23 protein-coding genes are annotated in these 26,673 nt (G+C 60.6%); 12 read left to right on the top strand and 11 right to left on the bottom strand.

The genetic code is table 11. The features are described 5' to 3' along the window. The gene (gene lexA, locus AC1RMX_RS24850) at positions 1-609 is read right to left on the bottom strand and encodes a transcriptional repressor LexA (protein ID WP_096822089.1); all 609 of its coding nucleotides are present in this window, start codon (positions 607-609) and stop codon (positions 1-3) included. Between the two features lie 230 nt (positions 610-839). Between lexA and AC1RMX_RS24845 the strand changes: the two genes are divergently transcribed. From AC1RMX_RS24845 to AC1RMX_RS24835, 3 genes are all read left to right on the top strand, one after another. After that, on the top strand, positions 840-1,547 hold the full coding sequence (locus AC1RMX_RS24845) for a TetR/AcrR family transcriptional regulator (protein ID WP_085686822.1): 708 nt from the start codon (positions 840-842) through the stop codon (positions 1,545-1,547). 158 nt (positions 1,548-1,705) lie between these two features. Next, on the top strand, positions 1,706-2,716 hold the full coding sequence (nagZ, locus tag AC1RMX_RS24840; RefSeq protein WP_096822088.1) for a beta-N-acetylhexosaminidase: 1,011 nt from the start codon (positions 1,706-1,708) through the stop codon (positions 2,714-2,716). Positions 2,717-2,728: 12 nt separating this feature from the next. Beyond that, a complete protein-coding gene (locus tag AC1RMX_RS24835; protein ID WP_085733486.1) occupies positions 2,729-3,466 on the top strand; it encodes an S-methyl-5'-thioinosine phosphorylase in 738 nt (245 codons plus the stop codon). Between the two features lie 42 nt (positions 3,467-3,508). Here AC1RMX_RS24835 and AC1RMX_RS24830 read toward each other — a convergent pair whose 3' ends face one another. Genes AC1RMX_RS24830 through mfd form a run of 3 tightly spaced genes read right to left on the bottom strand, consistent with a single transcriptional unit; the run spans position 3,509 to position 10,237 of the window. Then, positions 3,509-6,199, bottom strand: a complete 2,691-nt coding sequence (locus AC1RMX_RS24830) for an SNF2-related protein (protein WP_493073319.1) — start codon at positions 6,197-6,199, stop codon at positions 3,509-3,511. Between the two features lie 11 nt (positions 6,200-6,210). Then, the gene (locus AC1RMX_RS24825) at positions 6,211-6,777 is read right to left on the bottom strand and encodes a CsiV family protein (protein ID WP_096822086.1); all 567 of its coding nucleotides are present in this window, start codon (positions 6,775-6,777) and stop codon (positions 6,211-6,213) included. A 10-nt stretch (positions 6,778-6,787) separates the two neighbouring features. Then, complete coding sequence (gene mfd, locus AC1RMX_RS24820; protein WP_096822085.1) at positions 6,788-10,237, bottom strand: transcription-repair coupling factor; 3,450 nt, start codon at positions 10,235-10,237, stop codon at positions 6,788-6,790. A 354-nt stretch (positions 10,238-10,591) separates the two neighbouring features. On the opposite strand from mfd, the gene AC1RMX_RS24815 reads away from it, so the two are divergent. Next, positions 10,592-12,055, top strand: coding sequence for a glyceraldehyde-3-phosphate dehydrogenase (locus AC1RMX_RS24815; protein WP_493073317.1), 1,464 nt, complete (start codon positions 10,592-10,594; stop codon positions 12,053-12,055). A 65-nt stretch (positions 12,056-12,120) separates the two neighbouring features. Here AC1RMX_RS24815 and AC1RMX_RS24810 read toward each other — a convergent pair whose 3' ends face one another. Then, positions 12,121-13,413, bottom strand: a complete 1,293-nt coding sequence (locus tag AC1RMX_RS24810) for an MFS transporter (protein ID WP_096822083.1) — start codon at positions 13,411-13,413, stop codon at positions 12,121-12,123. Positions 13,414-13,488: 75 nt separating this feature from the next. Here AC1RMX_RS24810 and AC1RMX_RS24805 point away from each other — a divergent pair, with 75 nt between their 5' ends. Together AC1RMX_RS24805 and sthA are read left to right on the top strand one after the other, a co-directional pair. Then, the gene (locus AC1RMX_RS24805) at positions 13,489-14,538 is read left to right on the top strand and encodes an FAD:protein FMN transferase (protein ID WP_096822082.1); all 1,050 of its coding nucleotides are present in this window, start codon (positions 13,489-13,491) and stop codon (positions 14,536-14,538) included. Between the two features lie 198 nt (positions 14,539-14,736). Then, positions 14,737-16,131 (top strand): Si-specific NAD(P)(+) transhydrogenase, encoded by a 1,395-nt coding sequence (sthA, locus tag AC1RMX_RS24800; protein WP_007984277.1) that lies wholly within the window; start codon positions 14,737-14,739, stop codon positions 16,129-16,131. Between the two features lie 42 nt (positions 16,132-16,173). On the opposite strand, the gene AC1RMX_RS24795 is transcribed toward sthA, so the two are convergent. Both AC1RMX_RS24795 and AC1RMX_RS24790 read right to left on the bottom strand, forming a co-directional pair. Next, a complete protein-coding gene (locus AC1RMX_RS24795) occupies positions 16,174-16,896 on the bottom strand; it encodes a glycerophosphodiester phosphodiesterase (RefSeq protein ID WP_096822081.1) in 723 nt (240 codons plus the stop codon). Between the two features lie 13 nt (positions 16,897-16,909). Beyond that, the gene (locus AC1RMX_RS24790) at positions 16,910-17,491 is read right to left on the bottom strand and encodes a PilZ domain-containing protein (protein ID WP_096822080.1); all 582 of its coding nucleotides are present in this window, start codon (positions 17,489-17,491) and stop codon (positions 16,910-16,912) included. Positions 17,492-17,585: 94 nt separating this feature from the next. On the opposite strand from AC1RMX_RS24790, the gene AC1RMX_RS24785 reads away from it, so the two are divergent. From AC1RMX_RS24785 to AC1RMX_RS24775, 3 genes are all read left to right on the top strand, one after another. Beyond that, positions 17,586-18,836, top strand: a complete 1,251-nt coding sequence (locus AC1RMX_RS24785) for a lipoprotein-releasing ABC transporter permease subunit (protein ID WP_273540932.1) — start codon at positions 17,586-17,588, stop codon at positions 18,834-18,836. Between the two features lie 7 nt (positions 18,837-18,843). Beyond that, on the top strand, positions 18,844-19,527 hold the full coding sequence (lolD, locus tag AC1RMX_RS24780) for a lipoprotein-releasing ABC transporter ATP-binding protein LolD (protein WP_169844077.1): 684 nt from the start codon (positions 18,844-18,846) through the stop codon (positions 19,525-19,527). A 63-nt stretch (positions 19,528-19,590) separates the two neighbouring features. After that, entirely contained in the window at positions 19,591-20,835 is a 1,245-nt protein-coding gene (locus tag AC1RMX_RS24775) for a lipoprotein-releasing ABC transporter permease subunit (RefSeq protein ID WP_096822078.1), read from the top strand. A 30-nt stretch (positions 20,836-20,865) separates the two neighbouring features. On the opposite strand, the gene AC1RMX_RS24770 is transcribed toward AC1RMX_RS24775, so the two are convergent. Together AC1RMX_RS24770 and AC1RMX_RS24765 are read right to left on the bottom strand one after the other, a co-directional pair. Next, positions 20,866-22,206 carry a heavy metal sensor histidine kinase gene (locus AC1RMX_RS24770; protein WP_493073316.1) on the bottom strand — a complete coding sequence of 447 codons (1,341 nt, stop codon included), beginning with the start codon at positions 22,204-22,206 and terminating at the stop codon, positions 20,866-20,868. Continuing rightward, the gene (locus AC1RMX_RS24765; RefSeq protein ID WP_493073315.1) at positions 22,206-22,886 is read right to left on the bottom strand and encodes a heavy metal response regulator transcription factor; all 681 of its coding nucleotides are present in this window, start codon (positions 22,884-22,886) and stop codon (positions 22,206-22,208) included. Before AC1RMX_RS24765 ends, AC1RMX_RS24770 begins: the two co-directional genes overlap by 1 nt. 159 nt (positions 22,887-23,045) lie before the next feature. On the opposite strand from AC1RMX_RS24765, the gene copI reads away from it, so the two are divergent. Next, positions 23,046-23,579 carry a copper-resistant cuproprotein CopI gene (gene copI, locus AC1RMX_RS24760; RefSeq protein ID WP_493073314.1) on the top strand — a complete coding sequence of 178 codons (534 nt, stop codon included), beginning with the start codon at positions 23,046-23,048 and terminating at the stop codon, positions 23,577-23,579. Between the two features lie 61 nt (positions 23,580-23,640). Next, the gene (gene queF / locus AC1RMX_RS24755; protein WP_096822074.1) at positions 23,641-24,471 is read left to right on the top strand and encodes an NADPH-dependent 7-cyano-7-deazaguanine reductase QueF; all 831 of its coding nucleotides are present in this window, start codon (positions 23,641-23,643) and stop codon (positions 24,469-24,471) included. Positions 24,472-24,539: 68 nt separating this feature from the next. Here the strand turns inward: queF and AC1RMX_RS24750 are convergent, their stop codons facing one another. Continuing rightward, positions 24,540-24,803: a DUF4404 family protein gene (locus AC1RMX_RS24750; protein ID WP_096822073.1), complete on the bottom strand. Its 264-nt coding sequence runs from the start codon at positions 24,801-24,803 to the stop codon at positions 24,540-24,542. Between the two features lie 108 nt (positions 24,804-24,911). Beyond that, entirely contained in the window at positions 24,912-25,532 is a 621-nt protein-coding gene (gene pcrP, locus AC1RMX_RS24745; RefSeq protein ID WP_493073312.1) for an HAD superfamily inactivated hydrolase PcrP, read from the bottom strand. 184 nt (positions 25,533-25,716) lie between these two features. Between pcrP and AC1RMX_RS24740 the strand changes: the two genes are divergently transcribed. After that, entirely contained in the window at positions 25,717-26,406 is a 690-nt protein-coding gene (locus AC1RMX_RS24740; protein ID WP_096822071.1) for an MlaA family lipoprotein, read from the top strand. Positions 26,407-26,673: the final 267 nt, after the last annotated feature.

Genomic DNA, 26,673 nt, shown 5'->3' with positions numbered 1-26,673 from the left:
TTAGCGGCGGATGACGCCGACACTCAAGCCTTCGATCACCAGTTCCTGATCTTTCAGGTTGACTTCGATAGGGGCGAACTCAGGGTTTTCGGCGATCAGCCAGACCTTGCTGCCATCGCGTTTGAAGCGTTTGACCGTCACTTCGTCGCCGATCCGGGCGACGACGATCTGACCGTTGCGTGCTTCCCGGGTCGTGTGAACCGCCAGCAGGTCACCGTCGAAAATACCGATGTCCTTCATGCTCATCCCGTGGACGCGCAAAAGGTAGTCGGCGCGAGGGTGGAAGAAGGCCGGGTTGATATTGCAGGACTCTTCGATATGTTGCTGGGCGAGAATCGGTGCACCGGCGGCCACGCGGCCAATGATCGGCAGGGTGGATTCGTCAACCTTGGCTTCGAAGCCTGGGATTCGAATGCCGCGAGAGGCCCCCGGGGTCATCTCGATCGCGCCTTTGCGGGCGAGCGCCTTGAGGTGCTCTTCGGCGGCGTTGGGGGATTTGAACCCCAGTTCCTGAGCGATTTCCGCGCGGGTCGGCGGGTAGCCGTTGTCTTCGAGGCAGCGTTTGATAAAGGCCAGAATCTCGGCTTGGCGTGGCGTCAGCTTAATCATATTGATCGCTCTGTCTTTTTATACAGTGACTGGGATTATATACAGTGAGTCGGTCTTGGCAATGGCCGTTTTTTGCCAGGCCGCCGGACGGTCAGTGACGGCGTCGATTAATGTGGCGTCCTTGTTGTGGTTAAATACCTGACCGACCATTCCCAAAACGAACTGGCAGGCTTGACAAGGCATAGGCTGAAACGTATGTTTCAAACAAGTGTTTGTCAGGCGGAGTAGCCATGGCCCAGTCGGAAACCGTTGAACGCATTCTTGATGCTGCAGAACAGCTGTTCGCGGAAAAAGGTTTCGCCGAAACCTCATTGCGTCTGATCACCAGCAAGGCAGGGGTCAACCTTGCTGCGGTGAACTATCACTTCGGTTCGAAGAAGGCGCTGATCCAGGCAGTCTTCTCGCGTTTCCTCGGTCCGTTCTGCATCAGTCTCGATAAAGAGCTGGAGCGGCGTCAGGCCAAGCCGGAGAACAAGCCTTCGCTTGAGGAGCTGCTGGAAATCCTCGTCGAGCAGGCACTGGTGGTACAGCCACGCAGCGGCAACGATCTGTCGATCTTCATGCGCTTGCTCGGTCTTGCATTCAGCCAGAGCCAGGGCCACTTGCGCCGTTATCTGGAAGATATGTACGGCAAGGTATTCCGCCGCTACATGTTGTTGGTGAACGAAGCCGCCCCGCGCATTCCTCCTATCGAACTGTTCTGGCGTGTGCACTTCATGCTTGGTGCTGCGGCGTTCAGCATGTCGGGTATCAAGGCGTTGCGCGCGATTGCCGAGACCGATTTCGGCGTCAACACCTCCATCGAGCAGGTGATGCGTCTGATGGTGCCGTTCCTGGCGGCCGGCATGCGTGCCGAAACCGGCGTCACCGACACCGCGATGGCCACCGCGCAGCTGCGACCACGCAGCAAATCGGCGCCGACGCCTGCCAAGGTTTAACTGTCCATGGGTGGGCGCGGCAGCTGACATCCGCTAAGCTAGCCGCCCATGCCGACTCTCGTTCTGAACCCGTTTCTCATTGAAATCACCGACCTGCCGGGCAATGCCCCTGGTGGTGGTTTCGTGGGCAACGGGTTTTTCGTTTTCAAGGAATCTCTATGACTGCTGGCCTGCAAGGCTCGTTGATGGTGGACGTCGCCGGTACCTGGCTGACGGCCGAAGATCGCCAATTGTTGCGTCAGCCCGAAGTGGGCGGCCTGATCATTTTTGCCCGCAATATCGAGCATCCACGCCAGGTGCGTGAGTTGAGCGCGGCGATCCGTGCCATTCGCCCGGATCTGTTGCTGGCGGTGGATCAGGAAGGCGGTCGCGTCCAGCGTCTGCGTCAGGGCTTTGTGCGTCTGCCGGCCATGCGAGCCATTGCCGACAACCCGAACGCCGAGTATCTGGCCGAGCAATGCGGCTGGATCATGGCCACTGAAGTGCTGGCTGTCGGCCTCGATCTGAGCTTTGCTCCCGTGCTGGACCTGGATTACCAGCGCAGCGCCGTCGTCGGCACTCGTTCGTTCGAAGGTGATCCGGAGCGCGCCGCGCTACTCGCCGGTGCTTTCATCAAAGGCATGAACAGTGCCGGCATGGCGGCTACCGGCAAGCATTTCCCCGGTCACGGCTGGGCGGAAGCCGACTCTCACGTCGCAATCCCCAACGACGAGCGCAGTCTTGACGAGATCCGCGCCAACGACCTGGTACCGTTCGCCAAGCTGAGCAAGCAATTGGCCGCCGTCATGCCGGCCCACGTGATTTATCCGCAAGTCGATGCGCAGCCCGCCGGTTTCTCCCGGCGCTGGTTGCAGGACATCCTGCGTGGCGAGTTGCAGTTCGACGGCGTGATCTTCAGTGACGACCTGTCGATGGCCGGTGCGCACGTGGTGGGCGATGCGGCCAGCCGTATCGAAGCCGCACTCAGTGCCGGTTGCGACATGGGCCTGGTGTGCAACGATCGCGCTGCCGCCGAGCTGGCCCTGAGCGCCGCGCAACGCATGAAGGTCAAGCCGTCGCCACGCATCGCGCGGATGCGCGGTCAGGCGTTCGCCAACACCGAATACCGTCAGGATCCGCGCTGGCTGACCGCTGTCGGCGCGCTCAAAGACGCTCAACTGATCGATTAAGGATTTTTCGCTATGACGGTTTACGCAATCATCGGTGGCACCGGCCTGACCCAGCTGGAAGGTCTGAGCATTCGTCAGTCGCTGGCGGTGGATACGCCTTATGGTGCGCCATCGGCCGAAGTCCAGATTGGCGAATACGCCGGTAAGGAAGTGCTGTTCCTGGCTCGCCACGGTCACCCGCATCGCTTCCCGCCGCACAAGGTCAACTACCGCGCCAATCTGTGGGCGTTGAAGCAGGCCGGGGCCGAAGCAATCATTGCGGTCAACGCCGTGGGCGGGATCCATCCTGCAATGGGTACCGGACATTTCTGCGTGCCGCATCAGATCGTGGACTACACCAGCGGTCGCGAGCACACCTATTTCGCCGATGATCTGGAACATGTCACGCACATCGACTTCAGCTTTCCCTACAGCGAGCCACTGCGTCAGCAACTGATTGCTGCGTTGGCCGCCGAAGGTTGCGAATACAGCGATCAAGGCGTTTACGCCTGCACCCAGGGCCCGCGTCTGGAAACCGTGGCCGAGATCGTGCGTCTGGAGCGCGATGGTTGCGACATCGTTGGCATGACCGGCATGCCGGAAGCGGCACTGGCTCGCGAGCTGGATCTGGATTACGCCTGTCTGTCGCTGGTGGTGAACCCGGCGGCGGGCAAGACCACGGCGGTGATCACCATGGCCGAGATCGAGCAGGCGCTGCATGACGGCATGGGCAAGGTGAAGTCGACGTTGGCGCGGGTACTCAAGGGCTGAGTCTGGCTCCGGAGTGACTCGAACGAACAGGCGCTGAGGATCTCAGCGCTTTTCAAACTTGTCCGGCAACGGCGCAAACAGCGCCTCGATATCATCACTCTGCAACTTCCAGTCCCCGGCCTTGCGCCCATCCAGCACACCGGCCGCCAGGTCGGACTTTTCCTTCTGCAGATGCTGAATCTTCTCCTCGACCGTCCCCCGGGCAATCATCTTGTAGACGAATACCGGCTTCTCCTGACCAATGCGATACGCACGGTCGGTTGCCTGGTTTTCGGTCGCCGGGTTCCACCACGGATCGTAGTGAATCACGGTGTCCGCTTCCGTCAGGTTCAGACCAACGCCGCCAGCCTTCAGGCTGATGAGAAAGATCTGACGCTTGCCGCTCTGGAATTCCTTCACTGGCGTGCGTCGATCCCGAGTCTGTCCAGTCAGCAACGCGTAGGCGACGTTGCGTTTTTTCAGCTCATCCTCGATCAGTGACAGCATCGAAGTGAACTGTGAGAACAGCAGAATTCGCCGTCCTTCCTCAAACAACTCCTCGAGCATTTCCATCAGGCTGTCGAGCTTGCCTGAGGTGCTGCCGCGAGCGGGCAGGGTGGCGTCGTTGACCAGGCGCAAGTCACAGCAAACCTGACGCAGCTTGAGCAGCGCTTCGAGAATGATGATCTGACTGCGCGCCACGCCTTTACGGGTGATCTCGTCGCGAACCTTCTTGTCCATGGCCAGGCGCATGGTTTCGTACACGTCGCGCTGGGCTTCGTTGAGGTCGACCCAGTGGATGATCTCGGTTTTTGGCGGCAGCTCGGTCGCAACCTGTTCCTTGGTGCGGCGCAGCAGAAACGGTTTGATCCGACCGTTGAGGTGCTGAAGTCTGACTTCGCTGGCGCGTTTTTCGATCGGCACACGGTAATCGGCGTTGAAGCTTTTGACGTCGCCGAGCCAGCCGGGCAGCAGGAAGTGAAACAGCGACCACAGCTCGCCCAGATGGTTTTCCAGCGGCGTACCGCTGAGGCACAGGCGCTGGCGGGCGTTCAGTTCACGGGCTGCCTGGGCGGCTTTGCTGTTCGGGTTCTTGATGTATTGCGCCTCATCCAGCACCAACACATGCAGTGGCTGCTGTGCGAGGCGCTCGACATCCTTGGGCAGCAGCGCATAGGTCGTGAGAATCAGGTCGTAATCGTCCAGATGCTCGAAATGCTTTTTGCGGCTGGCGCCGTACAGGGCAACGACCTTGAGCTGAGGCGTGAAGTGCGCCGCCTCGTCCAGCCAGTTGGGGATCAGGCTGGTGGGCATCACCACCATGCAGGGGCGATCCAGGCGTCCGGCATTTTTCTCGCTGAGAATGTGCGCCAGGGTCTGTAGGGTTTTGCCCAGTCCCATGTCGTCCGCGAGAATTCCGCCAACCTCAAGTTGCCGCAGCGACTGCATCCAGCTCAAGCCCTCAAGCTGATAAGGCCGCAGTGTCGCGTTCAACCCTTCCGGCGCCTCGGCACTGTAGTCGCGGATATCGCGCAGGCGTTGGGCGAAGCTGCGAATCTGCTCGCCGCCCTCCCACAGCAGGGGGATGCCTTCCAGCGAGTTGAGCCGGATAGCGTCAGCCTTGCTCAAGCGCAGGGTGGTTTCACCCGGCTCTTGCAGATAGAACTCGCCCAGCGTCGCCAGCACCGGTTTCAACCGGCCGAGGGGCAGGGCGACTTGCAAGGGGCCGTGCTCGCTGTTGCGTTGCGGGATGTTCACCAGAATCAACTCGTCGTCCCGTCGCCGGGCAAGGCGTTCGGGGTTGAGGATTTCCGTGTGCGAGCGCATCAGGTTGAGCAGGATAGGTAGCAGGCTCAGGCGTTCGCCATTGACGATGATGCCCAGCTCAAGATCGAACCAGTCGCGTTCCGGGGTCTGCTCGACCGTGGCATACCAGTCATCGACGGCTGTCAGGTCGAAGCCGAATTCATCATCGACCAGCAATTCCCAGCCTTGGGTGCGCAGCTTCGGCAGGTCGTTCAGGGTAAACGTCAGCCAGGCGCTGTCATTGACCATTTCATAGAGTTCGCCCGCGCTTTCCGGCAGGGCTTTGCTCTGCCGGGTGGCGATGCGAAAGCCGAGAATTCGCAGTTGCTCGCGGTAGCTTTGCTCGACGTCAGGATGGCGTTTGACCCGCAGGGTCTGTGCTTCCTGGCGAATCAGGATGTCGCTGTTTTTCTGGCCGCTGACGTATTCGTCGAGGTAGCTGAAGGACAGTGCCGCACGATGCTGAATGTAACGCTGCATCTTGCCGTTGCGCGGCTCGAACGCGCTGAACTCGACACTGGCCAGCCACAGGCGCGGCACCGGTTGCACGTTGTCCACCAGTACTTGCGGCGGCGCCTTGGGGCTGCGGTTTTCGAGGACGGCCTGGAGTTTTTCCAACAGTTCGGCGTCTTTGGCGGCGGCGGGGTATTCGAGGGTTTCCTGCACCTGCAGCAAGACCGCCGCACAGTGTTTGCAGTTGCTGTGAACCGGGCAGGTGCACGTGGCGTCGACCATCAGCAGTGTGCCTTTGGCTGACTCGCGCAGATGAATCGTCTGACGATAAATGTTGCCGCCAGAGCCTTCGCAACTGGCGGTAATGGTCGCATCGCCGACCTGCACGATCCGCACCCGGTTTTCCAGCGCGTAGCGGCGGCCACGCTCCAGGCTTTGTTCCTTGAATCGGCTGACCCAGGAGGAGGCCAGCGGTTTACTCAGAGGCGGGGACATAAGGACTTCAATCAGTCCGGTACGACTTCAGGCGCTTCCCGAGGCGCAGGCGCCGTCAGTGAAGTGATCTTGATCAGCAGGGCCAGGTGGCCGTTGTCCAGGTAGTTGAGCTGGCCGTTTTTGGTGTGGCTTTCCTGTTTCAGGCGTTCGCTGGCGGTGACCATGCCGTTGGCGTCGATCTGGTTGACCCAGAAGTCGGCGTTCACGTCGGTGAAGCGCCCGAGCTTCATTTCGATCGTGCCCTCGATGGGGAACTGGCCGAACTGCTCCTGACCTTCGCTGACCGCGACCTTCGCCGGTGTCTCGCCCAGTGTCTGCTGCCAGGCTTTGTGCATCAGCACGCTGTACTCGCCGCTGGCGGTGAGTTTGGTGGCGACGTCGTTCAGCGCTGTGGTGCGCTTGCTGTCATCACCCAGGCGTTGGGCGCCTGCGGCCCAGTCTTCGGGTGCGGCACGGCTGACGATGGCCGGCACGGCGTTCTGGCGCACCAGAATCATTTCGACCTGATACAGGTCATCGGCAAACACCGAGGGTGCTACCAGAGTCAGTAGCAAAGTCAGAGAGCGAAACAGGCGCATGCGGCGTCCTTCAAGCAGTTTTCGGGATGAGGCGCTCGAACAGCGCCTCCACAGTATTAAAGCGCTCTTCCGGGCGCTCCATCGGCACCTGGAACTTGAACATCGTGGCGCCTTCGAATTTGTAGCGTTTTGGCTGACTCTGGATCAGTTTGATCAGGGTCATCGGATCGACCGGTGTCTGTGCTGCGAACTCGATGCGTCCGCCTTGCGGGCCACCATCGACTTTCTTGATGCCCAGCTGTTCGGCCTGCAATTTCAGCGCCGTGATGCGCACCAGGTTCTTGGTCGGTTCCGGCAGCAGGCCGAAGCGGTCGATCATCTCCACTTGCAGATCTTTCAGGCCTTCCTCGTCGGTGGCCGAAGCGATGCGTTTGTAGAGGATCAAGCGTGCATGCACGTCCGGCAGGTAATCTTCCGGGATCAGCGCCGGCACCCGCAGGTTGACTTCCGGGCCGCCGCCGAGCGGTTGATCGAGGTTCGGCTGTTCGCCCTTGCGGATCGACTTCACCGCGCGCTCGAGCATTTCCATGTACAGCGTGAAGCCGACCGCCTGAATCTGCCCGCTCTGTCCGTCGCCCAGCAGTTCGCCGGCGCCACGGATTTCCAGGTCGTTGGTGGCCAGTACGAAGCCCGCGCCCAGATCCTGAGTATTGGCAATCGCCTCTAGACGTTTTTCCGCATCACCGGTGATCTGCTGGCGTGGCGGAGTCAGCAGGTAGGCGTAAGCCTGGTGGTGACTGCGGCCAACACGCCCGCGCAACTGGTGCAGCTGCGCCAGGCCGAACTTGTCGGCGCGCTCGATGATGATGGTGTTGGCGCTGGGCACGTCGATGCCGGTCTCGATGATGGTCGAGGCGATCAGCACGTTGAAGCGCTTGTGATAGAAGTCGCTCATCACCTGTTCGAGTTCGCGTTCACGCATCTGTCCGTGGCCGATGCCGATTCGCGCTTCCGGCACCAGTTCGGCCAGTTCGGCGGCGCATTTCTCGATGGTCTTCACATCGTTGTGCAGGTAATAGACTTGGCCGCCGCGCAGCAGCTCACGCAGCAAGGCTTCTTTGACCGTGCTCTTGTTCTGCTCCATGACGAAGGTGCGCACCGATAGGCGTCGCGCCGGCGGCGTGGCGATGATCGACAGATCGCGCATGCCCGACACCGCCATGTTCAGCGTGCGCGGAATCGGCGTGGCGGTCAGCGTGAGGATATCGACTTCGCTGCGCAGGGCCTTGAGCTGTTCTTTTTGACGGACGCCAAAACGGTGTTCTTCGTCGATGATCACCAGCCCGAGGTTTTTGATCTTGACGTCGTCCTGCAGCAGCTTGTGGGTGCCGATGACGATGTCGATGTTGCCTTCGGCCAGTTCGGCCACAGCGGCGTTCACTTCCTTGGCCGACTTGAAGCGGCTCATCACTTCCACGGTCACCGGCCAGTCGGCGAAGCGGTCGCGGAAGCTGTTGTAGTGCTGCTGGGCGAGCAGGGTGGTCGGTACCAGGATCGCCACTTGCTTGCCGCCGTGCACGGCGATGAACGCGGCGCGCATGGCCACTTCGGTCTTGCCGAAACCGACGTCGCCGCAGACCAGCCGATCCATCGGTTTCGGCGCGAGCATGTCTTCGCGCACGGCTTCGATGGTGGACTGCTGGTCCGGGGTTTCCTCGAACGGGAAACCGGCGCTGAAGGTTGCGTAGTCGGCTTTCGGATCGGCAAACGCGTAACCCTCGCGGGCGGCGCGACGGGCATAGATGTCGAGCAGTTCGGCAGCCACGTCGCGCACCTGTTCGGCAGCCTTGCGCTTGGCCTTCTGCCAGGTCTCGGAGCCGAGGCGGTGCAGCGGCGCCAGTGCGTCATCGCTGCCGGTGTAACGGGCGATCAAATGCAGGTTGGCCACCGGCACGTAAAGCTTGGCGTTCTCGGCGTATTCGAGGGTCAGGAATTCCGCGGCCTGATTGTCGATTTCCAGAATCGTCAGGCCGAGATAGCGGCCGACACCGTGGTCGATGTGCACCACCGGCGCACCTTCGCGCAGCTCGGTGAGGTTCTTGATCACCGCGTCGTTGTTGGCGTCGGCTCGTTTTTCGCGACGACGACGCTGCATCACGCGTTGGCCGAACAGCGGGCTTTCCGCGACCAGTGCCAGCGCCGGGTCGTCCAGCATCAGTCCTTCGTCGAGCGGGGCAATGGTGATCGCCAGGCGATCCTTGCTCGCGACAAAGTCCGGCCAGCTGTCGACGGTTTTCGGTCGCAGCTTCAAGCGTTCCAGCAATTCCAGCAGCACTTCGCGACGGCCGGCGGATTCGGCGGTGAACAGCACGCGCCCCGGGAATTCGTCGAGGAAGGCGGAAAGCGCGGCCAGCGGTTGCGTGGCCTTGGCTTCGATCGCCAGATTCGGCAAGGCCTGCGCCGGGAAGCGCTCACGGCCGGCACCGGTTTCCACGTCCTGCTGACTGGCGACCACTCGCGGCCAGTTCTTCAGGCGGGCGAAACAGTCTTCCACCGGCAGGAACAGTTCGGCCGGCGGCAATAAAGGACGCGATGGATCGACGCGGCGTTCTTCATACCGATTGCGCACGTCGTTCCAGAAGTTTTCCGCCGCTTGCTCGATGCCCGGCAGCGAGAACACCTGGGTGTCCTGGGGCAGGTAGTCGAACAGGGTCGAGGTCTCTTCGAAGAACAGCGGCAGGTAGTACTCGATACCGGCCGGCGTGATACCGCTGCTCAGATCCTGGAAGATCGGGCAGCGTCGGAAATCGACGTCGAAGCGCTCGCGAAAGCGCGCCTTGAAGCGGGTGACCGCGTCCTTCTGCAGCGGGAATTCCTTGGCCGGCAGCAGCTTGACCGAATCGACCTTGTCGATGGAGCGCTGGTTTTCCGGGTCGAAGGTGCGCAAGGTTTCGATTTCGTCGTCGAACAGATCGATGCGATACGGCAGTTTGCTGCCCATCGGGAACAGGTCGATCAGTGCACCGCGTACGGTGAATTCGCCGTGTTCGTAAACCGTGTCGACGTAGCGATAGCCGCTGGCTTCGAGCCGCGAGCGCATTTGTTCGACGTCGAGCTTCTGTCCGACATCCAGCACCAGGCTGCTGCCCAGCAGGAACTTGGTCGGTGCCAGGCGATGCAGGGCCGTGGTGATCGGCACCACCAGCACGCCATGTTCCAGTTCCGGCAGTCTATAAAGGCTGGCGATGCGCTGGGAGATGATGTCCTGGTGCGGCGAGAACAGGTCGTAGGGCAGGGTTTCCCAGTCGGGAAAATGCAGAACGGGCAAATCCGGGGCGAAGAAGCTCAGCTCCTGCTCCAGCCGTTCGGCACTCTGGCTGTCGGCGGTCAGTAGCAACGTGAAGCGCTTGGCAGCGCTGGCAGCCTCGGCAATGGCCAGGCTCAGGGCGGCACCGGGCAGATTGCCCCAATGCTGTTTACCTGCCGCGGCAGGGAGAAGCGGTAGACGCAGAACAGGCACGGAAGGTTGAGCTCCAGGCGTTGCGACAAAGTCGGTAATTGTAGCGGCGTCCGGTGCCGCCTGTCAGTTGCAGACTGCGTCTATCTGCGCTGTTTCAGCGAAATGTAGTGGTAACCATAAAAACGAGCACTTTTTTGACGATTATGTAGTGCCGAAAGTGGGCGGTGTTACGGAGGGTTACAGACATCGTCTAACAGTCGTCGAAAAACTGACTGCGCTGAAAGCCCCGGTTTTACTGGGCTGGCGGAGAGCGTTATTTTTTTGGACGGAATTTTGTTACCGTTTGCGCGACAAGCGCGCATTGCTACGAGAGCTTCTCGGCGGCATAATGTAGCCCCTTTTTTCTGCCCCTACATGTGGAAGGTTCCCGTGACTCAGAAGCCCGACCAGTGTCTTGGTGAATGGATCGACCGTGAAGCACTCGCAGAAGCGATGATTCCGCTTATCGGTCAGCTCTACCGCAATAACAACGTGGTGAGCTCGATCTATGGCCGCAGCCTGATCAACCAGTCTGTCATCGCGATTCTCAAAGCTCACCGCTTTGCTCGCCATCGTTCTTCCGACGATAGCGAACTCTCCGTCCACGAAACATTCCCTCTGCTGAAGGCCATGAGCGAGCTCAAGCTCGGCGCGGTTTCGGTAGACCTGGGCAAGTTGGCGTTCAAATTCCGCAACGAAGGCAACGGCCGTACCGCCGAGCAATTCGTTCGTGAAGAAATGGCTGACGTGGTTGGCCAGCAGAACGCTTCGGCCCGCAAAGGCACTGACGTTGTGCTTTACGGCTTCGGTCGTATCGGCCGTCTGCTGGCGCGCATCCTGATCGAAAAAACCGGTGGCGGCGACGGCCTGCGTCTGCGTGCCATCGTGGTGCGCAAAGGCGCCGAAAACGACCTGACCAAACGCGCCAGCCTGCTGCGTCGCGATTCGGTACACGGTTCGTTCAACGGCACCATCACCATCGACGAAGAAAACAACACCATCACCGCCAACGGCAACCTGATCCAGGTTATCTACGCGAAAAACCCTACCGAAGTGGACTACACCCAGTACGGCATCAAAGATGCTCTGCTGGTGGACAACACCGGTGTATGGCGTGATGCCGATGGCCTGGGTCAGCACTTGCAGTGCCCGGGTATCGACCGCGTTGTTCTGACCGCGCCTGGCAAAGGCAAGCTGAAGAACATCGTTCACGGTATCAACCACAGCGAAATCACTGCTGACGACAAGATCGTGTCCGCTGCTTCCTGCACCACCAACGCCATCGTGCCGGTGCTGAAAGCCGTGAATGACAAGTTCGGCATCGTCAACGGCCACGTCGAAACCGTTCACTCGTACACCAACGACCAGAACCTGATCGACAACTTCCACAAGGGCGATCGCCGTGGTCGTAGCGCCGCGCTGAACATGGTAATCACCGAGACCGGTGCTGCTACCGCTGCTGCCAAGGCCCTGCCTGAGCTGGCCGGCAAGCTGACCGGCAACGCGATCCGTGTTCCAACGCCGAACGTGTCGATGGCCATTCTCAACCTGAACCTTGAGAAAGCCGCTACCCGTGAAGAGATGAACGAGTACCTGCGCTACATGGCGCTGCACTCCGATCTGCACAAGCAAATCGACTTCGTCAATTCCCAGGAAGTGGTTTCGACCGACTTCGTTGGTTCGCGCCACGCCGGTGTTGTCGACGCTGAAGCGACCATCACCCAGGATAACCGCGTTGTTCTGTACGTCTGGTACGACAACGAGTTCGGTTACAGCTGCCAGGTGATCCGCGTGATGGAAGACATGGCCGGTGTAAACCCGCCAGCCTTCCCGCGCTAAGCCTTAGCTGCAAATGAAAACGCCCCGACTTTGGTCGGGGCGTTTTTGTTTGTGCGCGATTCAGGTCAGTTGGGGATGGCGGCTTGTGCCGTGCGCAGTTCGTGCTTGTTGCCATGGAACAGCACCAGCGTCGCGATCAACCCCAGCACCGCTGCACCGCTGAGCCAGATCCCCGGTGCCGCCTTGTTGTCCAGCACATGAATCAGGTAAGTGCAGGCGGCTGGCGTGAATCCACCGAAGGTCGCGGTCGCCAGGCTGTAGGCCAGCGAGAAGCCGGTCGTACGAACTTCTACCGGCATGATTTCGGTCAGCGCCACCACCATCGCGCCGTTGTACGAGCCGTACAGGAACGACAGCCACAATTCGACGATCAGCAAATGGCTGAAGCTCGGGTTCGCCACTAGCCACGACAGCGCCGGGTAGGCGGTCAGGATTGCCAGAATCGTCGCCGCCAGCAGCAGGGGTTTGCGACCGATCTTGTCAGACAGTGCGCCCATCACCGGCAGCCAGAAGAAGTTCGACAGTCCGATGCATACCGTCACCAGCAGCGCATCGAAGTCCGACAGGTGCAGTTCCGCCTTGCCGAAGGTCGGGGTGTAGGCGGTGATCAGGTAGAACGACACGGTGGTCATCACCACCAGCGCCATGCCTGCGATGACAATGCCGAAGTTCTGACCGATCGAACGGACGATTTCCTGCAGGGTAGGGCGGTGTTTACGTGCCTGGAACTCCGGCGTTTCCTCCAGGGAGCGACGAATGACGAAGATCACCGGAACGATCATGCAGCCGATCAGGAACGGCACACGCCAGCCCCAGTCGCCCATCTGTTCCGGGCTCAGCCAGTGGTTGAGGCCGACGCCGAGCAGACCGGCGAATACCACCGCCGCTTGCTGGCTGGCGGACTGCCAACTGACGAAGAAACCCTTGCGGCCTGGCGTGGCGATCTCTGACAGGTACACCGACACACCGCCCAGTTCCACGCCGGCCGAGAAGCCCTGGAGCAATCGGCCGAACAGTACGATCAGCGGCGCGGCGACGCCAAGGGTGGCGTAGCCCGGCACGCAGGCGATCAGCACCGTACCGGCCGCCATCAGCGCGAGGGTGATGATCAGGCCTTTGCGACGGCCGTGACGGTCAATGTAGGCACCGAGGAAAATCGCCCCCAATGGACGCATCAGGAAGCCTGCGCCGAAGGTCGCCAGTGCGAGCATCAGGGAGGCGAAGGCGCTGTCGGTGGGGAAGAAGGTCTTGGAGATGGCTACGGCGTAGAAGCCATAGACCATGAAGTCGAACATTTCGAGAAAATTGCCGCTGACAACGCGAAAAATCGCTTTGCCTTTGCCCGTGGTGGAGGACATGTTCAGGTACTCACTTTTTTGATTTTGTATGAAAGCGTTGCATCCGTTTGGGAGCTAGCGGGCTCTGTGGTCATAATGGCGGGCTCGGTTTTGCTCGGAGATGAAGAATTGTTAACTGGACGATGGGTAGTTTTCGTGATTCTTCTCGGTGTTTTGTCTGGCTGCGGCTCCGGCGACTCGATGGAGAGCTTCGGCGGCCCGACCATGGGCAGCACTTATTCGATCAAGTACGTGCGCCGCGCCAATCTGCCTGCCCCTCAGGATGTCCGCGTCGAAGTCGAGAAGATCCTCGCCGACGTCGACCAGCAGATGTCTACCTACCGCGCGGACTCCGACATTTCGCGCTTCAACGCATTGCCCGCCGATCGCTGTCAGACCATGCCGGCGCCGATCCTCGAATTGGTCAGGGTTGGTGAGCAGCTGTCGCAACAAAGCGAAGGTTCCTACGACCTGACGGTGGAGCCACTGCTCAATCTCTGGGGATTCGGTCCGCAGGGGCGTGAGGAAAAAGTCCCGAGCGAGGCGGCGCTGGCTGAAGTGCAGAAACGGGTGGGCTACCGGCATCTGCGTGTCGATGGCGACCAGTTATGCAAGGACGCGGCGGTCGAAGTCGATTTCAACAGCATCGCTGCCGGGTATGCGGTCGACACCATTGCCGCGCGGCTCGATGCCATGGGCATTCATGATTACCTCGCCGAAGCCACGGGCGAGCTCAAGGCGTCCGGCAAGAAACTCGATGGCTCGCCATGGCGCATCGCATTGGAAGAACCCCGTGACGATCAGCAGGTGGCGGAGCGCGTCATCAACGTCGATGGCTATGGCCTCTCCACGTCCGGCGACTACCGCAACTATTTTCAGCAGGATGGCCGGCGCTATTCCCACACCTTCGATGCCCGCACCGGGGCGCCGGTCCTACACGATCTGGCGTCGGTCACGGTAATTCATCCTTCAGCGTTGATGGCCGATGGACTATCGACACTGTTGCTGATTCTCGGGCCGGAAAGGGCCTGGGACTATGCCGAAAAACACGACATTGGTGCATTCTTTGTGATTCGTGCCGATACAGGTTTCGTCACCCGCACCAGTCAGGCTTTCGAGCGGCTCAGTGGCGCAAAAGTTGACTGAAGACAGTACGAAAACTGGCGTTGTAGTGCAGGCAAAAGTAGCCTACGACGCGACCAAGGGTTAATGTGCGCGGCGTTGACGCTTCTATAGACTGTGTCCGGGTTTTCTACTGGCCCCCCAATTGTTCCTTCGCGCCGCCGTTCGGCGTGATTTAGCCGCCGGTGCTGCTGGCACCGCGGCCTGTTCTGAGGAGTACGCATGGCTGTCTACAACTACGACGTGGTGGTATTGGGTTCCGGCCCGGCGGGAGAAGGCGCGGCAATGAACGCCGCCAAAGCAGGGCGCAAGGTGGCGATGGTCGACAGCCGTCGTCAGGTCGGCGGTAACTGCACCCACCTGGGCACCATCCCGTCCAAGGCCTTGCGTCACTCGGTGCGGCAGATCATGCAGTTCAACACCAACCCGATGTTCCGTGCGATCGGTGAGCCGCGCTGGTTCTCCTTCCCGGACGTGTTGAAAAGCGCCGAGAAAGTCATCTCCAAACAAGTCGCTTCGCGTACCGGCTACTATGCCCGTAACCGCGTCGACGTGTTCTTCGGCACCGGCAGCTTCGCCGACGAGCAGACCATCGAAGTGGTCTGCGCCAACGGTGTGGTCGAGAAACTGGTGGCCAAGCACATCATCATCGCCACCGGTTCGCGCCCTTATCGCCCGGCGGACATCGATTTCCACCACCCGCGTATCTACGATAGCGACACCATTCTCAGCCTCGGCCACACCCCGCGCAAACTGATCGTTTACGGCGCCGGCGTGATCGGTTGCGAATACGCGTCGATCTTCAGCGGTCTGGGTGTACTGGTCGAGCTGGTGGACAACCGTGGTCAGTTGCTGAGTTTCCTCGACTCGGAAATTTCCCAGGCGTTGAGCTACCACTTCAGCAACAACAACATCACCGTGCGCCACAACGAAGACTACGACCGCGTCGAAGGCGTGGACAACGGCGTGATCCTGCACCTGAAGTCCGGCAAGAAGATCAAGGCCGATGCCTTGCTCTGGTGCAACGGCCGGACCGGCAACACCGATCAGTTGGGTCTGGAAAACATCGGCGTCAAGGTCAACAGTCGTGGCCAGATCGAAGTGGATGAGGCCTACCGCACCTGTGTGCCGAACATCTACGGTGCCGGTGATGTGATTGGCTGGCCGAGCCTGGCCAGTGCCGCCCACGACCAGGGTCGTTCGGCGGCCGGCAGCATCGTCGACAATGGCAGCTGGCGCTTCGTGAATGACGTGCCGACCGGCATCTACACCATTCCGGAGATCAGCTCGATCGGCAAGAACGAGCAGGAACTGACCCAGGCCAAAGTGCCGTACGAAGTGGGCAAGGCGTTCTTCAAGAGCATGGCACGTGCGCAGATCGCCGGCGAGCCGCAAGGCATGCTGAAGATCCTGTTCCACCGTGAAACCCTGGAAGTGCTGGGCGTTCACTGCTTCGGTTATCAGGCATCGGAGATCGTGCACATCGGTCAGGCGATCATGAACCAGCCGGGTGAGCTGAATACCCTGAAGTACTTCGTCAACACCACGTTCAACTACCCGACCATGGCCGAAGCCTATCGGGTAGCGGCGTACGACGGCCTCAACCGGCTTTTTTGACGGGCTCCGGCCGGTGGCCTGAGCCGGCCGGGGAGACCGATTTCAGCTATTCCCAAGGGTGGCAGTGGCCAAACCGGGAAAGTCTGTAATCAGGCTGTCAACGCCGAAGTCGGCGAGTCTGCGCATCAGCGCAGGCTCGTTGACGGTCCACACCGACACGTGCAGCCCCTGGCGCTGCGCCTTCTGCAGGCGTTCCGGCGTACACAGCGTCCAGTTCAGCGCGAGAATCTCGCAGCCATAACTCTGAGCGACCTTCAACGGGTCGAGCCAGGCGTATTCGGCCACCAGGCCGCGCGATACGTCGGGCACCAGATCCAGTGCAGCTTTCAATACTTCCCTTGAACTCGAGGTGATCGTCACCTTGTCGAGCAGTCCGTGCCTGACCGCCATTTCGCGAATGGCCAGCACGGTGGTCGCGGCGCGGGTGCGCGAAGCGCTTTTGACTTCGAGCTGCCAGTGATCGAAATCACATTGCTCGAACAGTGCTTCCAGCGTCGGAATCGGACACGGCTTGATCCAGCCCGGGCCACCCTTGCGGGCGTCGTAGGTCACCAGATCGGCAGCAGAGTGCTCGACCACCTTGCCACGGCGCTCGGTGGTGCGCTTGAGGGTCGGGTCGTGGATGACCATCAACTCGCCGTCCTTGGACAGGTGCAGGTCCAGTTCGCAACGGCGTACGCCGTGCTTGAGACATTCCTGAAAACTGGTCAGGGTGTTTTCCGGTGCTTCGCCCTTGGCGCCGCGGTGGCCGTAGATAAGGGTCACGGTTCTTCCTTAATTAAATGCCTGATTCGTTCTGTTCGCGGGCCAGACGTCGTTCCTGTGCCTGCTTTTGCAAGATATAGCGGGCGAGCAACTGGCGCTGGGCATCGGTCAAGTGTTCGAACTCGGTGCCGATGTCGTAGCCGTCGCCCTTGCGGTCGCAATGGGTCACCCGGGCGCGCAGCAACAGGCCAAGCGCCTGGGGCATCAGCACCAGTTTGACCGACAGGTGGGCGCCGGTGGCGATCGGGGTCGGGTACTGAAAGTCGATGCCGCCCTCGGAGATGATCACTGGCTGCGGCTCGCCGATGTGGCCGAGCACGGTCAGGGCGACCACCTGGCTGAGCAAGTCGATGCGTTTGTTCTGGGATTTCAGGAACGCGGCGATGGCGCGGTCACGTTCACTGATCTGGCGCAGCAGGTGCTGCGACTCGAATTCGCTCAGGTGCAGTTCGCTGAGCAGATTGAACAGCGGGGAAGCATCCTGCAACACTTCCTGGCCTGCGGCTTCGGGAGCGGACAGGGGCCTAATTTCCAGTGCGATCGTGTCCTCGATACGGTAGTATTCGCGGCGATCTTCTTCATCTAATGTCGACATGGCGAACCCATGGTAGCGGCGGTGGTCTGAGTGTAAAGCTGGTTATCGACCCCCGCCACAAGGACGTTCCTTTTCCCTCCGAACAAGCCCCGACATGTTCAGACCTCTCTTCGTATTTATCGGCACGCGTTATACCCGTGCAAAGCGTCGCAATCATTTTGTGTCATTCATTTCCCTGACTTCGATGATCGGGCTCGCCCTTGGCGTGGTCGTGATGATCGTGGTGTTGTCGGTGATGAACGGCTTCGATCATGAGATGCGCACCCGCGTGCTGGGCATGGTGCCCCACGCGACCATCGAGTCCGGTGAAGCCATCAGCGACTGGCCGAGCCTGGCCGCCAAGGTCAAGCAGAACCCGCAGGTGGCGGCCGTCGCGCCGTTCACCCAGATGCAGGGGCTGCTGACCAACAACGGCCAGGTGTCCAAGGTGTTGCTCAATGCCATCGATCCGGCGCTGGAACGCAACGTCTCGATCATCGACAACTTCATGAAGCAGGGCAAACTCGACGACCTGACGCCGGGCAGCTTCGGCATCGTGATCGGCGACAAGGCCGCGACCAAGCTCGGCGTGGGCATCGGTGACAAGGTCACCTTCGTCGCGCCGGAGGTCAGCGTGACGCCGGCCGGGATGTTCCCGCGCATGAAGCGCTTCACCGTGGTCGGCATCTTCCATGTCGGCGCCGGTGAGCTGGACGGTTACCTGGGCGTGACCAACCTGCAGGATCTGGCGAAGATGCACCGCTGGAAGCCTGATCAGGTGCAGGGCCTGCGTCTGAAGTTCGACGACCTGTTCCAGGCACCGCGTGAAGCGTGGAACATCGCTCAACGGCTTGGTGAAGACCATTACTACGCCCGCGACTGGACCCGCACCCACGGCAATCTGTATCAGGCGATCCGCATGGAAAAAGCCATGATCGGCCTGCTGTTGCTGCTGATCGTCGCGGTTGCCGCGTTCAACATCATTTCCACGCTGGTGATGGTGGTGAACGACAAGAAGGGCGACATCGCCATTCTGCGCACACTGGGCGCCACGCCGGGCACGATCATGCGCACGTTCATGGTGCAAGGCACGGTGATCGGTGTGGTCGGTACGGCCATCGGCGCCGTGGTCGGGATCTTTGCCGCGCTCAACGTCAGCGCAGCGATTTCGGCCCTCGAAGGCGTGATCGGGCATAAATTCCTCAACGCCGACGTGTATTTCATCGATTACCTGCCGTCGCAGGTGCAGAGCCAGGATGTGATCATGGTCTGCGCGGCTGCGTTGGTCCTGAGTTTCCTCGCCACCCTGTATCCAGCTTGGCGTGCCGCGCGCACCCAGCCGGCGGAGGCGCTACGTTATGAGTGAGTCGGGCATGAGTGAAAAAGCAATCTTGAGCTGCCGCAACCTGGGCAAATCCTACGAGGAAGGCCCGGAATCGGTAGAAGTACTGGCCGGTCTGCAACTGGAGTTGCATCCGGGCGAGCGTGTAGCGATTGTCGGTACCTCGGGTTCGGGCAAAAGTACCTTGCTCAACCTGCTGGGTGGCCTCGACACGCCGACCAAGGGCAGCGTCTGGCTCGACGGCGAAGAACTCTCGGCTCTCAGCGAGAAGAAGCGCGGCCTGCTGCGTAACCGCTCGCTGGGCTTCGTTTATCAGTTTCACCACTTGCTGCCGGAATTCACCGCGCTGGAAAACGTCTGCATGCCGCTGCTGATCGGCAAGACGCCGATCCCGGAAGCGCGTCAGCGCGCCACCGCGTTGCTGGAGCGAGTCGGTCTGGGCCATCGTCTGGAGCACAAACCGGCCGAACTGTCCGGCGGTGAGCGTCAGCGTGTGGCGATTGCCCGTGCACTGGTCAACAAGCCTGGCCTGGTGATGCTCGACGAGCCGACCGGCAACCTCGACTCCCACACCGCCCAGGGCATACAGGACTTGATGCTGGAACTCAGCACGTCGATGCGCACGGCGTTCCTGGTAGTGACTCACGACATGAACCTGGCTCGCCAGATGGACCGCGTCCTGCATTTGCAGGAAGGTTGCCTGACCCCTATCTGACGGCTTGAAACCCGATGCCTGAAAAGGCCTCGGGTCTTTTATTTTTATACGGTGCCCCAGCGAATGTTCAGACCGTTATCGATCTTTATCGGCACGCGCTATACCCGCGCCAAGCGCCGCAATCGCTTTGTTTCGTTCATTTCGATGACCTCGATGATCGGCCTCGCCCTCGGCGTGCTGGCGATGATCGTGGTGTTGTCGGTGATGAACGGCTTCCAGCGCGAAATGAGCTCGCGCATCCTCGGCATGGTGCCCCACGCGACCATCGTTGGCGTCAAGCCGATCGATGACTGGCAACCGGTGGCTGCCGCTGCCCTGAAAAATCCCGAAGTGACCGCCGCCGTGCCGTTCACTGAAATGGAAGGCATGCTGTCCTACAAGGGCATGATGCAGCCGATCCAGATCAGCGGTGTCGACCCGGCCCAGGAAGGCAAGGTGTCGATCGTTGCGCAGCACATCGTGCAGGGCCGTCTCGACGCCTTGAAACCGGGCGAATTCGGCGTAGTGCTGGGTGAGATCACCGCCCGCCGCTTCCGCCTGAACGTCGGCGACAAGATCACCCTGATCGTGCCGGAAGTCAGTACCGCGCCGGGCGGCATTACCCCGCGCATGCAGCGTTTGAACGTGGTCGGTGTGTTCAAGGTCGGCGCCGAGCTGGACGGTTCCATGGGCCTGATCCACGTCGCCGATGCCGCGCAGATGCAGCACTGGGAACCGAATCAGGTGCAGAGCGTGCGCCTGGCGGTGAAAGACCTGTACGCCGCGCCGAAGGTCTCGTCGGACATCGCCACCGGCCTTGGCACTGACTTCAAGGCTGACGACTGGACCCACACCCAGGGCAGCCTGTTCAGTGCGATGAAGATGGAAAAAACCATGATCGGCCTGTTGCTGCTGATGATCGTCGCGGTGGCGGCGTTCAACATCATCGCGACCCTGATCATGGTGGTGAACGACAAGGGCGCGGACATCGCGATCCTGCGCACCATCGGCGCCACGCCACGGCAGATCATGGCGATCTTCATGGTGCAGGGCACGGTGATCGGGATTGTCGGCACCATCATTGGTGGTGTGCTCGGCGTGATTGCGGCGCTGAACGTCTCTGAATTGGTGGGCTGGATCGAGCGAGTCTCCGGTCAGCACATCTTCAGTTCCGACGTTTACTTCGTCAGCAACCTGCCATCGGAATTGCAGGGTGGCGACGTGCTGCTGATCTGCTCGGCGGGCTTCATCCTCAGCTTCCTGGCCACCGTTTACCCGGCCTGGCGAGCGGCGAAGATCGAGCCGGCGCACGCGTTGCGCTATTCGTAAGTTCCCCCGTTGAGGCCGGCATTGCCGGCCTCAATCGTTTTTCGGCAACTCAATCACAAACCGCGTCCACCCCAAAGCTGATTCGCAATGAATCTGCCCGCCATGGGCCCGGATGATCGACTGAGTAATCGCCAGCCCCAGCCCCGCATGCTCCGAGCTGCCTTCCTGGCGCGCCGGGTCCGCCCGGTAGAAACGGTCAAACAAGCGCGGCAACAAATCCGAAGAAATGCCTTCGCCACTGTTTTCCACAGTCACCCTCAAGGACTTCGCCTGCTCGGCCACCCGCACGCGTACTTCGCCGGCCGCCGGTGTGAAGCGCAACGCGTTATCCAGCAGATTCGACAGGGCTCGGCGCAACATCGCGCGATCACCCTCGAACCGCCCCTGACCATCACGACTCAGGTTGACCTGAGCGTCCTCGGCCAACGGTGCGAAAAACTCCAGTAACGCATCGGCTTCTTCCGCCAGTTCCAGCGGTTCGCGCTTGGGAACCAGCAATCCGTGGTCGGCCTTGGCCAGATAAAGCATGTCGTTGACCAGTTGCGCCATCCATTGCAGCTCTTCGAGGTTGCTGTGCAGGGCCTCGCGATAATCTTCGAGTGGGCGAGGGCGGGTGAGGGTGACCTGCGTGTGGGTCAGCAGATTCGACAATGGGGTGCGCAGTTCATGGGCGATGTCGGCGGAGAACGCCGAGAGACGCTGAAAGGAGTCGTCGAGGCGTCCGAGCATGGCGTTGAAGCTGTGGGCCAATTCCGTGAGTTCCGCAGGCATCTGCGCTTCCGGCAGTCGGGCATTGAGCGATTGCGCCGAAATCCCGCGCGCGACGGCACTCATGCGTCGCAGTGGGCGCAATCCGCTGCGCGCTGCCCAGGCGCCGAGCAGTGCGGTCGCCAGTGCCGAAAGACCGACGGTCAGCCAGATCAGATGCTGCATGCGTTGCAGGAAGTGCTGGTGGTGGGTGATGTCCAGCAGCAGGGTCAACTGTGGCGAATCGGTTTGTTCCGGGTAGAGCGGAGCGTTGAGCAGGCGATAATCCGTGCCGTTGTCGTTGATGGTGGCCAGGCCGGACTGCTTCGGCAGGTTCGCCGGCATTTGCAGGGAGCGGCCGAACCAGCGTTGCCCCTCAGGGCTGCTGATGCGCAGGGTAACATCGCCCTGTTGGCTCAATTCAGCGGTGATATGCGCGGCGTCACCATCACCCAGCAGTGTCTGACGCACATTGATCAGCTTGCTTTCGAGCAGTTGCTGATCGAGCTCGATGAAATGCGCCTCACTGGCCCGATTGAAAACCACGCCCGCCACCAGCGACACCGTCGCGGTACAGGCGGCGAAGAGCAACGCCAGCCGACTGCCGAGTGACAGGCGGCGCATCAGTCGGCACGCTCTTCAAGCACGTAACCCATGCCACGCACGGTGTGAATCAGCTTGTCGGGGAAGTCGTCATCGATCTTCAGGCGCAGCCGACGAATCGCCACTTCGATCACGTTGGTGTCGCTGTCGAAATTCATGTCCCAGACCTGGGAGGCGATCAGGGATTTGGGCAGCACCTCACCCTGGCGGCGCAGAAGCATTTCCAGCAGCGCGAACTCTTTTGCCGTGAGGTCGATGCGCTGGCCGCTGCGCTCGACGCGGCGGCGAATCAGGTCAAGACGCAGGTCGGCCAGTTGCAGGCAGGTTTCCTGCGGAGTGGCGCTGCCGCGTCGCAACAGGCTGCGCACCCGGGCCAGCAGTTCGGAGAAGGCGAACGGCTTGACCAGATAATCGTCGGCGCCGAGTTCCAGGCCATGAACCCGGTCTTCCACGGTGTCTTTGGCGGTCAGAAACAGGATCGGGGTTTCGAGCCCGGCACCGCGCACCGCTTGCAGAATCTGCCAGCCGTTGCGACCGGGCAGCATCACGTCGAGGATCAACAAGGCATAGTCACCGCTCAAGGCCAGTTGCTGTCCGGTGGTGCCGTCGGCCACCAACTCGGTGTTGAAGCCGGCCTCGGTCAGGCCCTGGCGCAGGTAGTGGCCGGTTTTCGGTTGGTCTTCGACGATCAGCAGTTTCATGGGGTGTGGAGCTCAAATAGACAGAACAAGGGCGTTATACCGTGGGCGGTGGTTATGCAGACCAACCTGACAAAGTTGTAATCTGGCTGTCAGGTAGCTGCCAGCGCGGGCGGGCTAAAGTTTCCCACAGGCTGAACCTTATCTAGTTGGAGTATGACTATGTTTTTGCGCAACCCTCTGGCCGTCGCCGCCTGTCTGCTGGCGTTGAACTCATCCGTCTGGGCCGACCCTGCGCACACCTATGACTTCGGCCAACCCGCCCCGGCCGCCAAGGCCAGCCGCAGCATTGAAGTGGTGATGGGCGACATGACGTTCGATCCGAAGGCCATCGAGATCAAGGCCGGTGAGACCATTCGCTTTGTCTTGGTGAATAAAGGCCAGTTACTGCATGAATTCAACCTCGGCGACGCGGCGATGCATGCCAAGCACCAGCAGGAAATGCTGCAGATGCAGCAAAGCGGCATGTTGACGCCGACCGGCATGAAAGAAATGTCCCACGACATGGCGGGCATGGATCATGCCTCGATGGGGCACGTCATGAAGCATGACGACCCTAACAGCGTACTGGTCGAACCGGGTAAGACCGCCGAGCTGACCTGGACCTTCAGCAAAGCCGTAAACCTGGAGTTTGCCTGCAACATTCCCGGGCATTACCAGGCCGGAATGGTCGGCAAACTGACTGTCAGTCAGTAAGCACTCAAAGGCGGGAGCAAAGGCTGATAGAATCCGCTGATTCTTCAGTCAGGTTTCCGCCATGCATCCCGCAGCCGAACATTCGCCGCTGGGCAAGTCCAGCGAATACATCGCCACTTACACACCGTCCCTGCTGTTTCCGATCCCGCGCACCGCGAAGTGGGCCGAGTTGGGCCTGACCGCCGAGACCCTGCCGTATAAAGGCGTGGATTTCTGGAACTGCTTTGAACTGTCGTGGTTGCTGCCGTCGGGCAAACCGGTGGTGGCGATCGGCGAATTCAGCATTCCGGCGGACTCGCCGAACATCATCGAATCCAAGTCGTTCAAGCTGTACCTGAACTCGTTGAACCAGACGCCGTTCGCCGACGTCGCGAGCCTGGAAGCGACGCTGGTCAAGGACTTGTCCGCCGCTGCCGGCAAGCCGGTGGGTGTGCGGGTTCGCAGCCTGAAAGACGTTGAAGCCGAAGGCGTGGTCGCGCTGCCGGGTGTGTGCATTGATGACCTGGATATCAGCGTCAGCAACTACGAACATCCGCGTCCTGAGCTGCTGCGCTGCGATGATTCGCGGGTGGTGGAGGAGAGCGTGCACAGCCATCTGCTCAAGTCCAATTGCCCGGTGACCAGCCAGCCGGACTGGGGCAGTGTAGTCGTGGAGTACCGGGGGGCGGCGCTGGATCACGCCAGCCTGCTGGAATACATCGTCAGCTTCCGCCAGCATTCGGACTTCCACGAGCAATGCGTTGAGCGGATTTTCCTCGACCTGCAGCGTTTGCTGAAGCCGGAAAAGCTCACGGTGTTTGCGCGTTATGTGCGCCGGGGCGGGCTGGATATCAATCCGTACCGCAGCACTGAAAGCGTGCAGTTGCCGAACCATCGTCTGGTTCGCCAGTAACCCGTAACGCGGACATGAAAAAGCCCTGCCATTGCTGGCAGGGCTTTTTGCATTTCTGGGGAGGGCGATCAGATGCCCATGCTGCCTAGCGCATTGACGATATTGCGCAGGGTGCCCGCAATAGCAGGGTGTTCGAGCTCGAAGCGATCAACTGCCAGATTCACGCCATCGGCGATGCTGGCGTCCTGCGTTGCGCTCTCCAGTTTGATTTGGGATTCGATCTGCGCCATAAGCTCACGAAGATGTTCGCGCTCTTCTTCTGTAAGCGGCGGATTCTGATCCAGTTGCTCGCGCAGGGTGTTGAGCTGTTCTTGCAGTTCGCGGGCGGGCATGGTGTTTTCCTTTTATCGAGAGGCACTGGCATAGACCGCAGCCGTGCGCCAAAGGTCTATGGCTCTCCTTAAGACTAATCCACTCTCGATGAACCTGCATGATCCCGGTCAGGGCTTTTCGCCTTTGAGGCGGCGCAGGCTGATGTCTGCCAGGCAGGTATCGAGATCGCCCAGGTGATCGATCACCGAGTGCACGCCCAGACCGAACAGTTGCACAGTGGCCTTGCCGCGCAGTTGTTCGCGTTCTTTCTGACTGAGGGCTTGCCATTCGCTCGGGGCCAGGCCGCAGAGTGAGCCACAGGAGGCCAGGCCAATGGTCCACAGCCCGGCATTCAAGCCCGATTGCAGCAAGCGCGGTTCACCGCTGACCAGCACGCAGCCGTCCAGGCGATCGACATTCAACGCCATCAAGGCTTGCCAGCAGGCATTCGGCGCCGGCCATGGATTGTTTGTTGCGGGATGTTGCGAGGGTTTGATCCAGTCCGGCAATCCGGATGCCAGCACCTGGGTGAGGGCAGGGGGCAAGTCATCGAGCCAGGCGCAGGGGATCAGTTGGCGCTGCAGGCTGCGCAGGCTGTCGAGCGCGCCTGGCGTGGCGTCGGCATGCTCTGTGCCGGGGCTGGCGTGATGACGGGCGCGGGCGCCGAAGTCCACCAGGCAACCGCTGAGCCCGAACAGCACGGCCGTCAGGTTGGGGGCGGACAGGGGCAAGGCTTCGGCTTGAGGCATGGAAAACGTCCCTGAAATAGAAGTCAGGCTAAGCATCGCCGGTGACAGTTGGATGACAAGCGCATGACGCACCGTCCTACAGAGGTGTTCATGCTGGAATGCCTAAAACCTTGTTTCCGTCTTATACTGCACCTCTTATAACCGTGGCCCGCTTGCCGCGTATGTACAATCCAAGGAGTTTTCTATGCGCTGGAGCAACCCTCTCGCTCAGCTTTGTGTATGTGCCAGCGTGATGCTGGTGCCGTTCGCCGCTAACGCTGCAACGGAAGAAGACCCTTGGGAAAGCGTCAACCGTCCGATCTTCCAGTTCAACGATTTCGTCGACACCTACGCGCTGAAACCTCTGGCGCAGGGCTATGAATATGTAACGCCGCAATTCCTGGAAGACGGCATCCACAACATGTTCCGCAACGTCGGTGACATCACCAACCTGGCGAACAACATTCTGCAGGCCAAACCGGCCGCTGCCGGTGTCGACACCGCGCGCCTGATCTTCAACACCACCTTCGGCCTGCTCGGCTTCTTCGACGTCGGCACCAAGATGGGCCTGCATCGCAGCGACGAAGACTTCGGCCAGACTCTCGGCTACTGGGGCGTCAGCAGCGGTCCGTACGTGATGCTGCCGTTGCTGGGCCCGAGCACTCTGCGTGACGCGCCGTCCAAGTACGTCGACACCTACACCGCACCGTACCGCTACATGAACGACATCCCGGCGCGTAACACCATCTACGGCCTGAACATCGTCGACACCCGCGCCAGCCTGCTGTCCAGCGAGAAGCTGATCAGCGGCGACAAGTACACCTTCATCCGCAATGCCTACCTGCAGAACCGCGAGTTCAAGGTCAAGGACGGTCACGTCGAAGACGATTTTTGATCTCGATTGATCGATATGAAAGGGCGACCGCGAGGTCGCCTTTTTTGTGGGCGCGTCCAATGATTGGGTTACGGTTGAAGCCGTTCTTATAACTGCGAGTGATTTGACAAACAAAGTCTCCAAGCGACCATCGGCGCATGCTTGAAACGCCTCTCGGATGGGAGTACCGTCTGCGCCTTAGAAGGGCACCTCTGGTGCAACCGTGTACAGGGCAAGCGCTCTGAAACGGTGCAGCAGAGAGGCTAGAAAGCGAATCCAGTAGTCTGC

This window comes from Pseudomonas sp. GW822-FHT03F04, from assembly GCF_058801405.1.
Note: the sequence above shows the minus strand (reverse complement) of the source record. Positions and strands in the feature narration are given on the sequence as shown.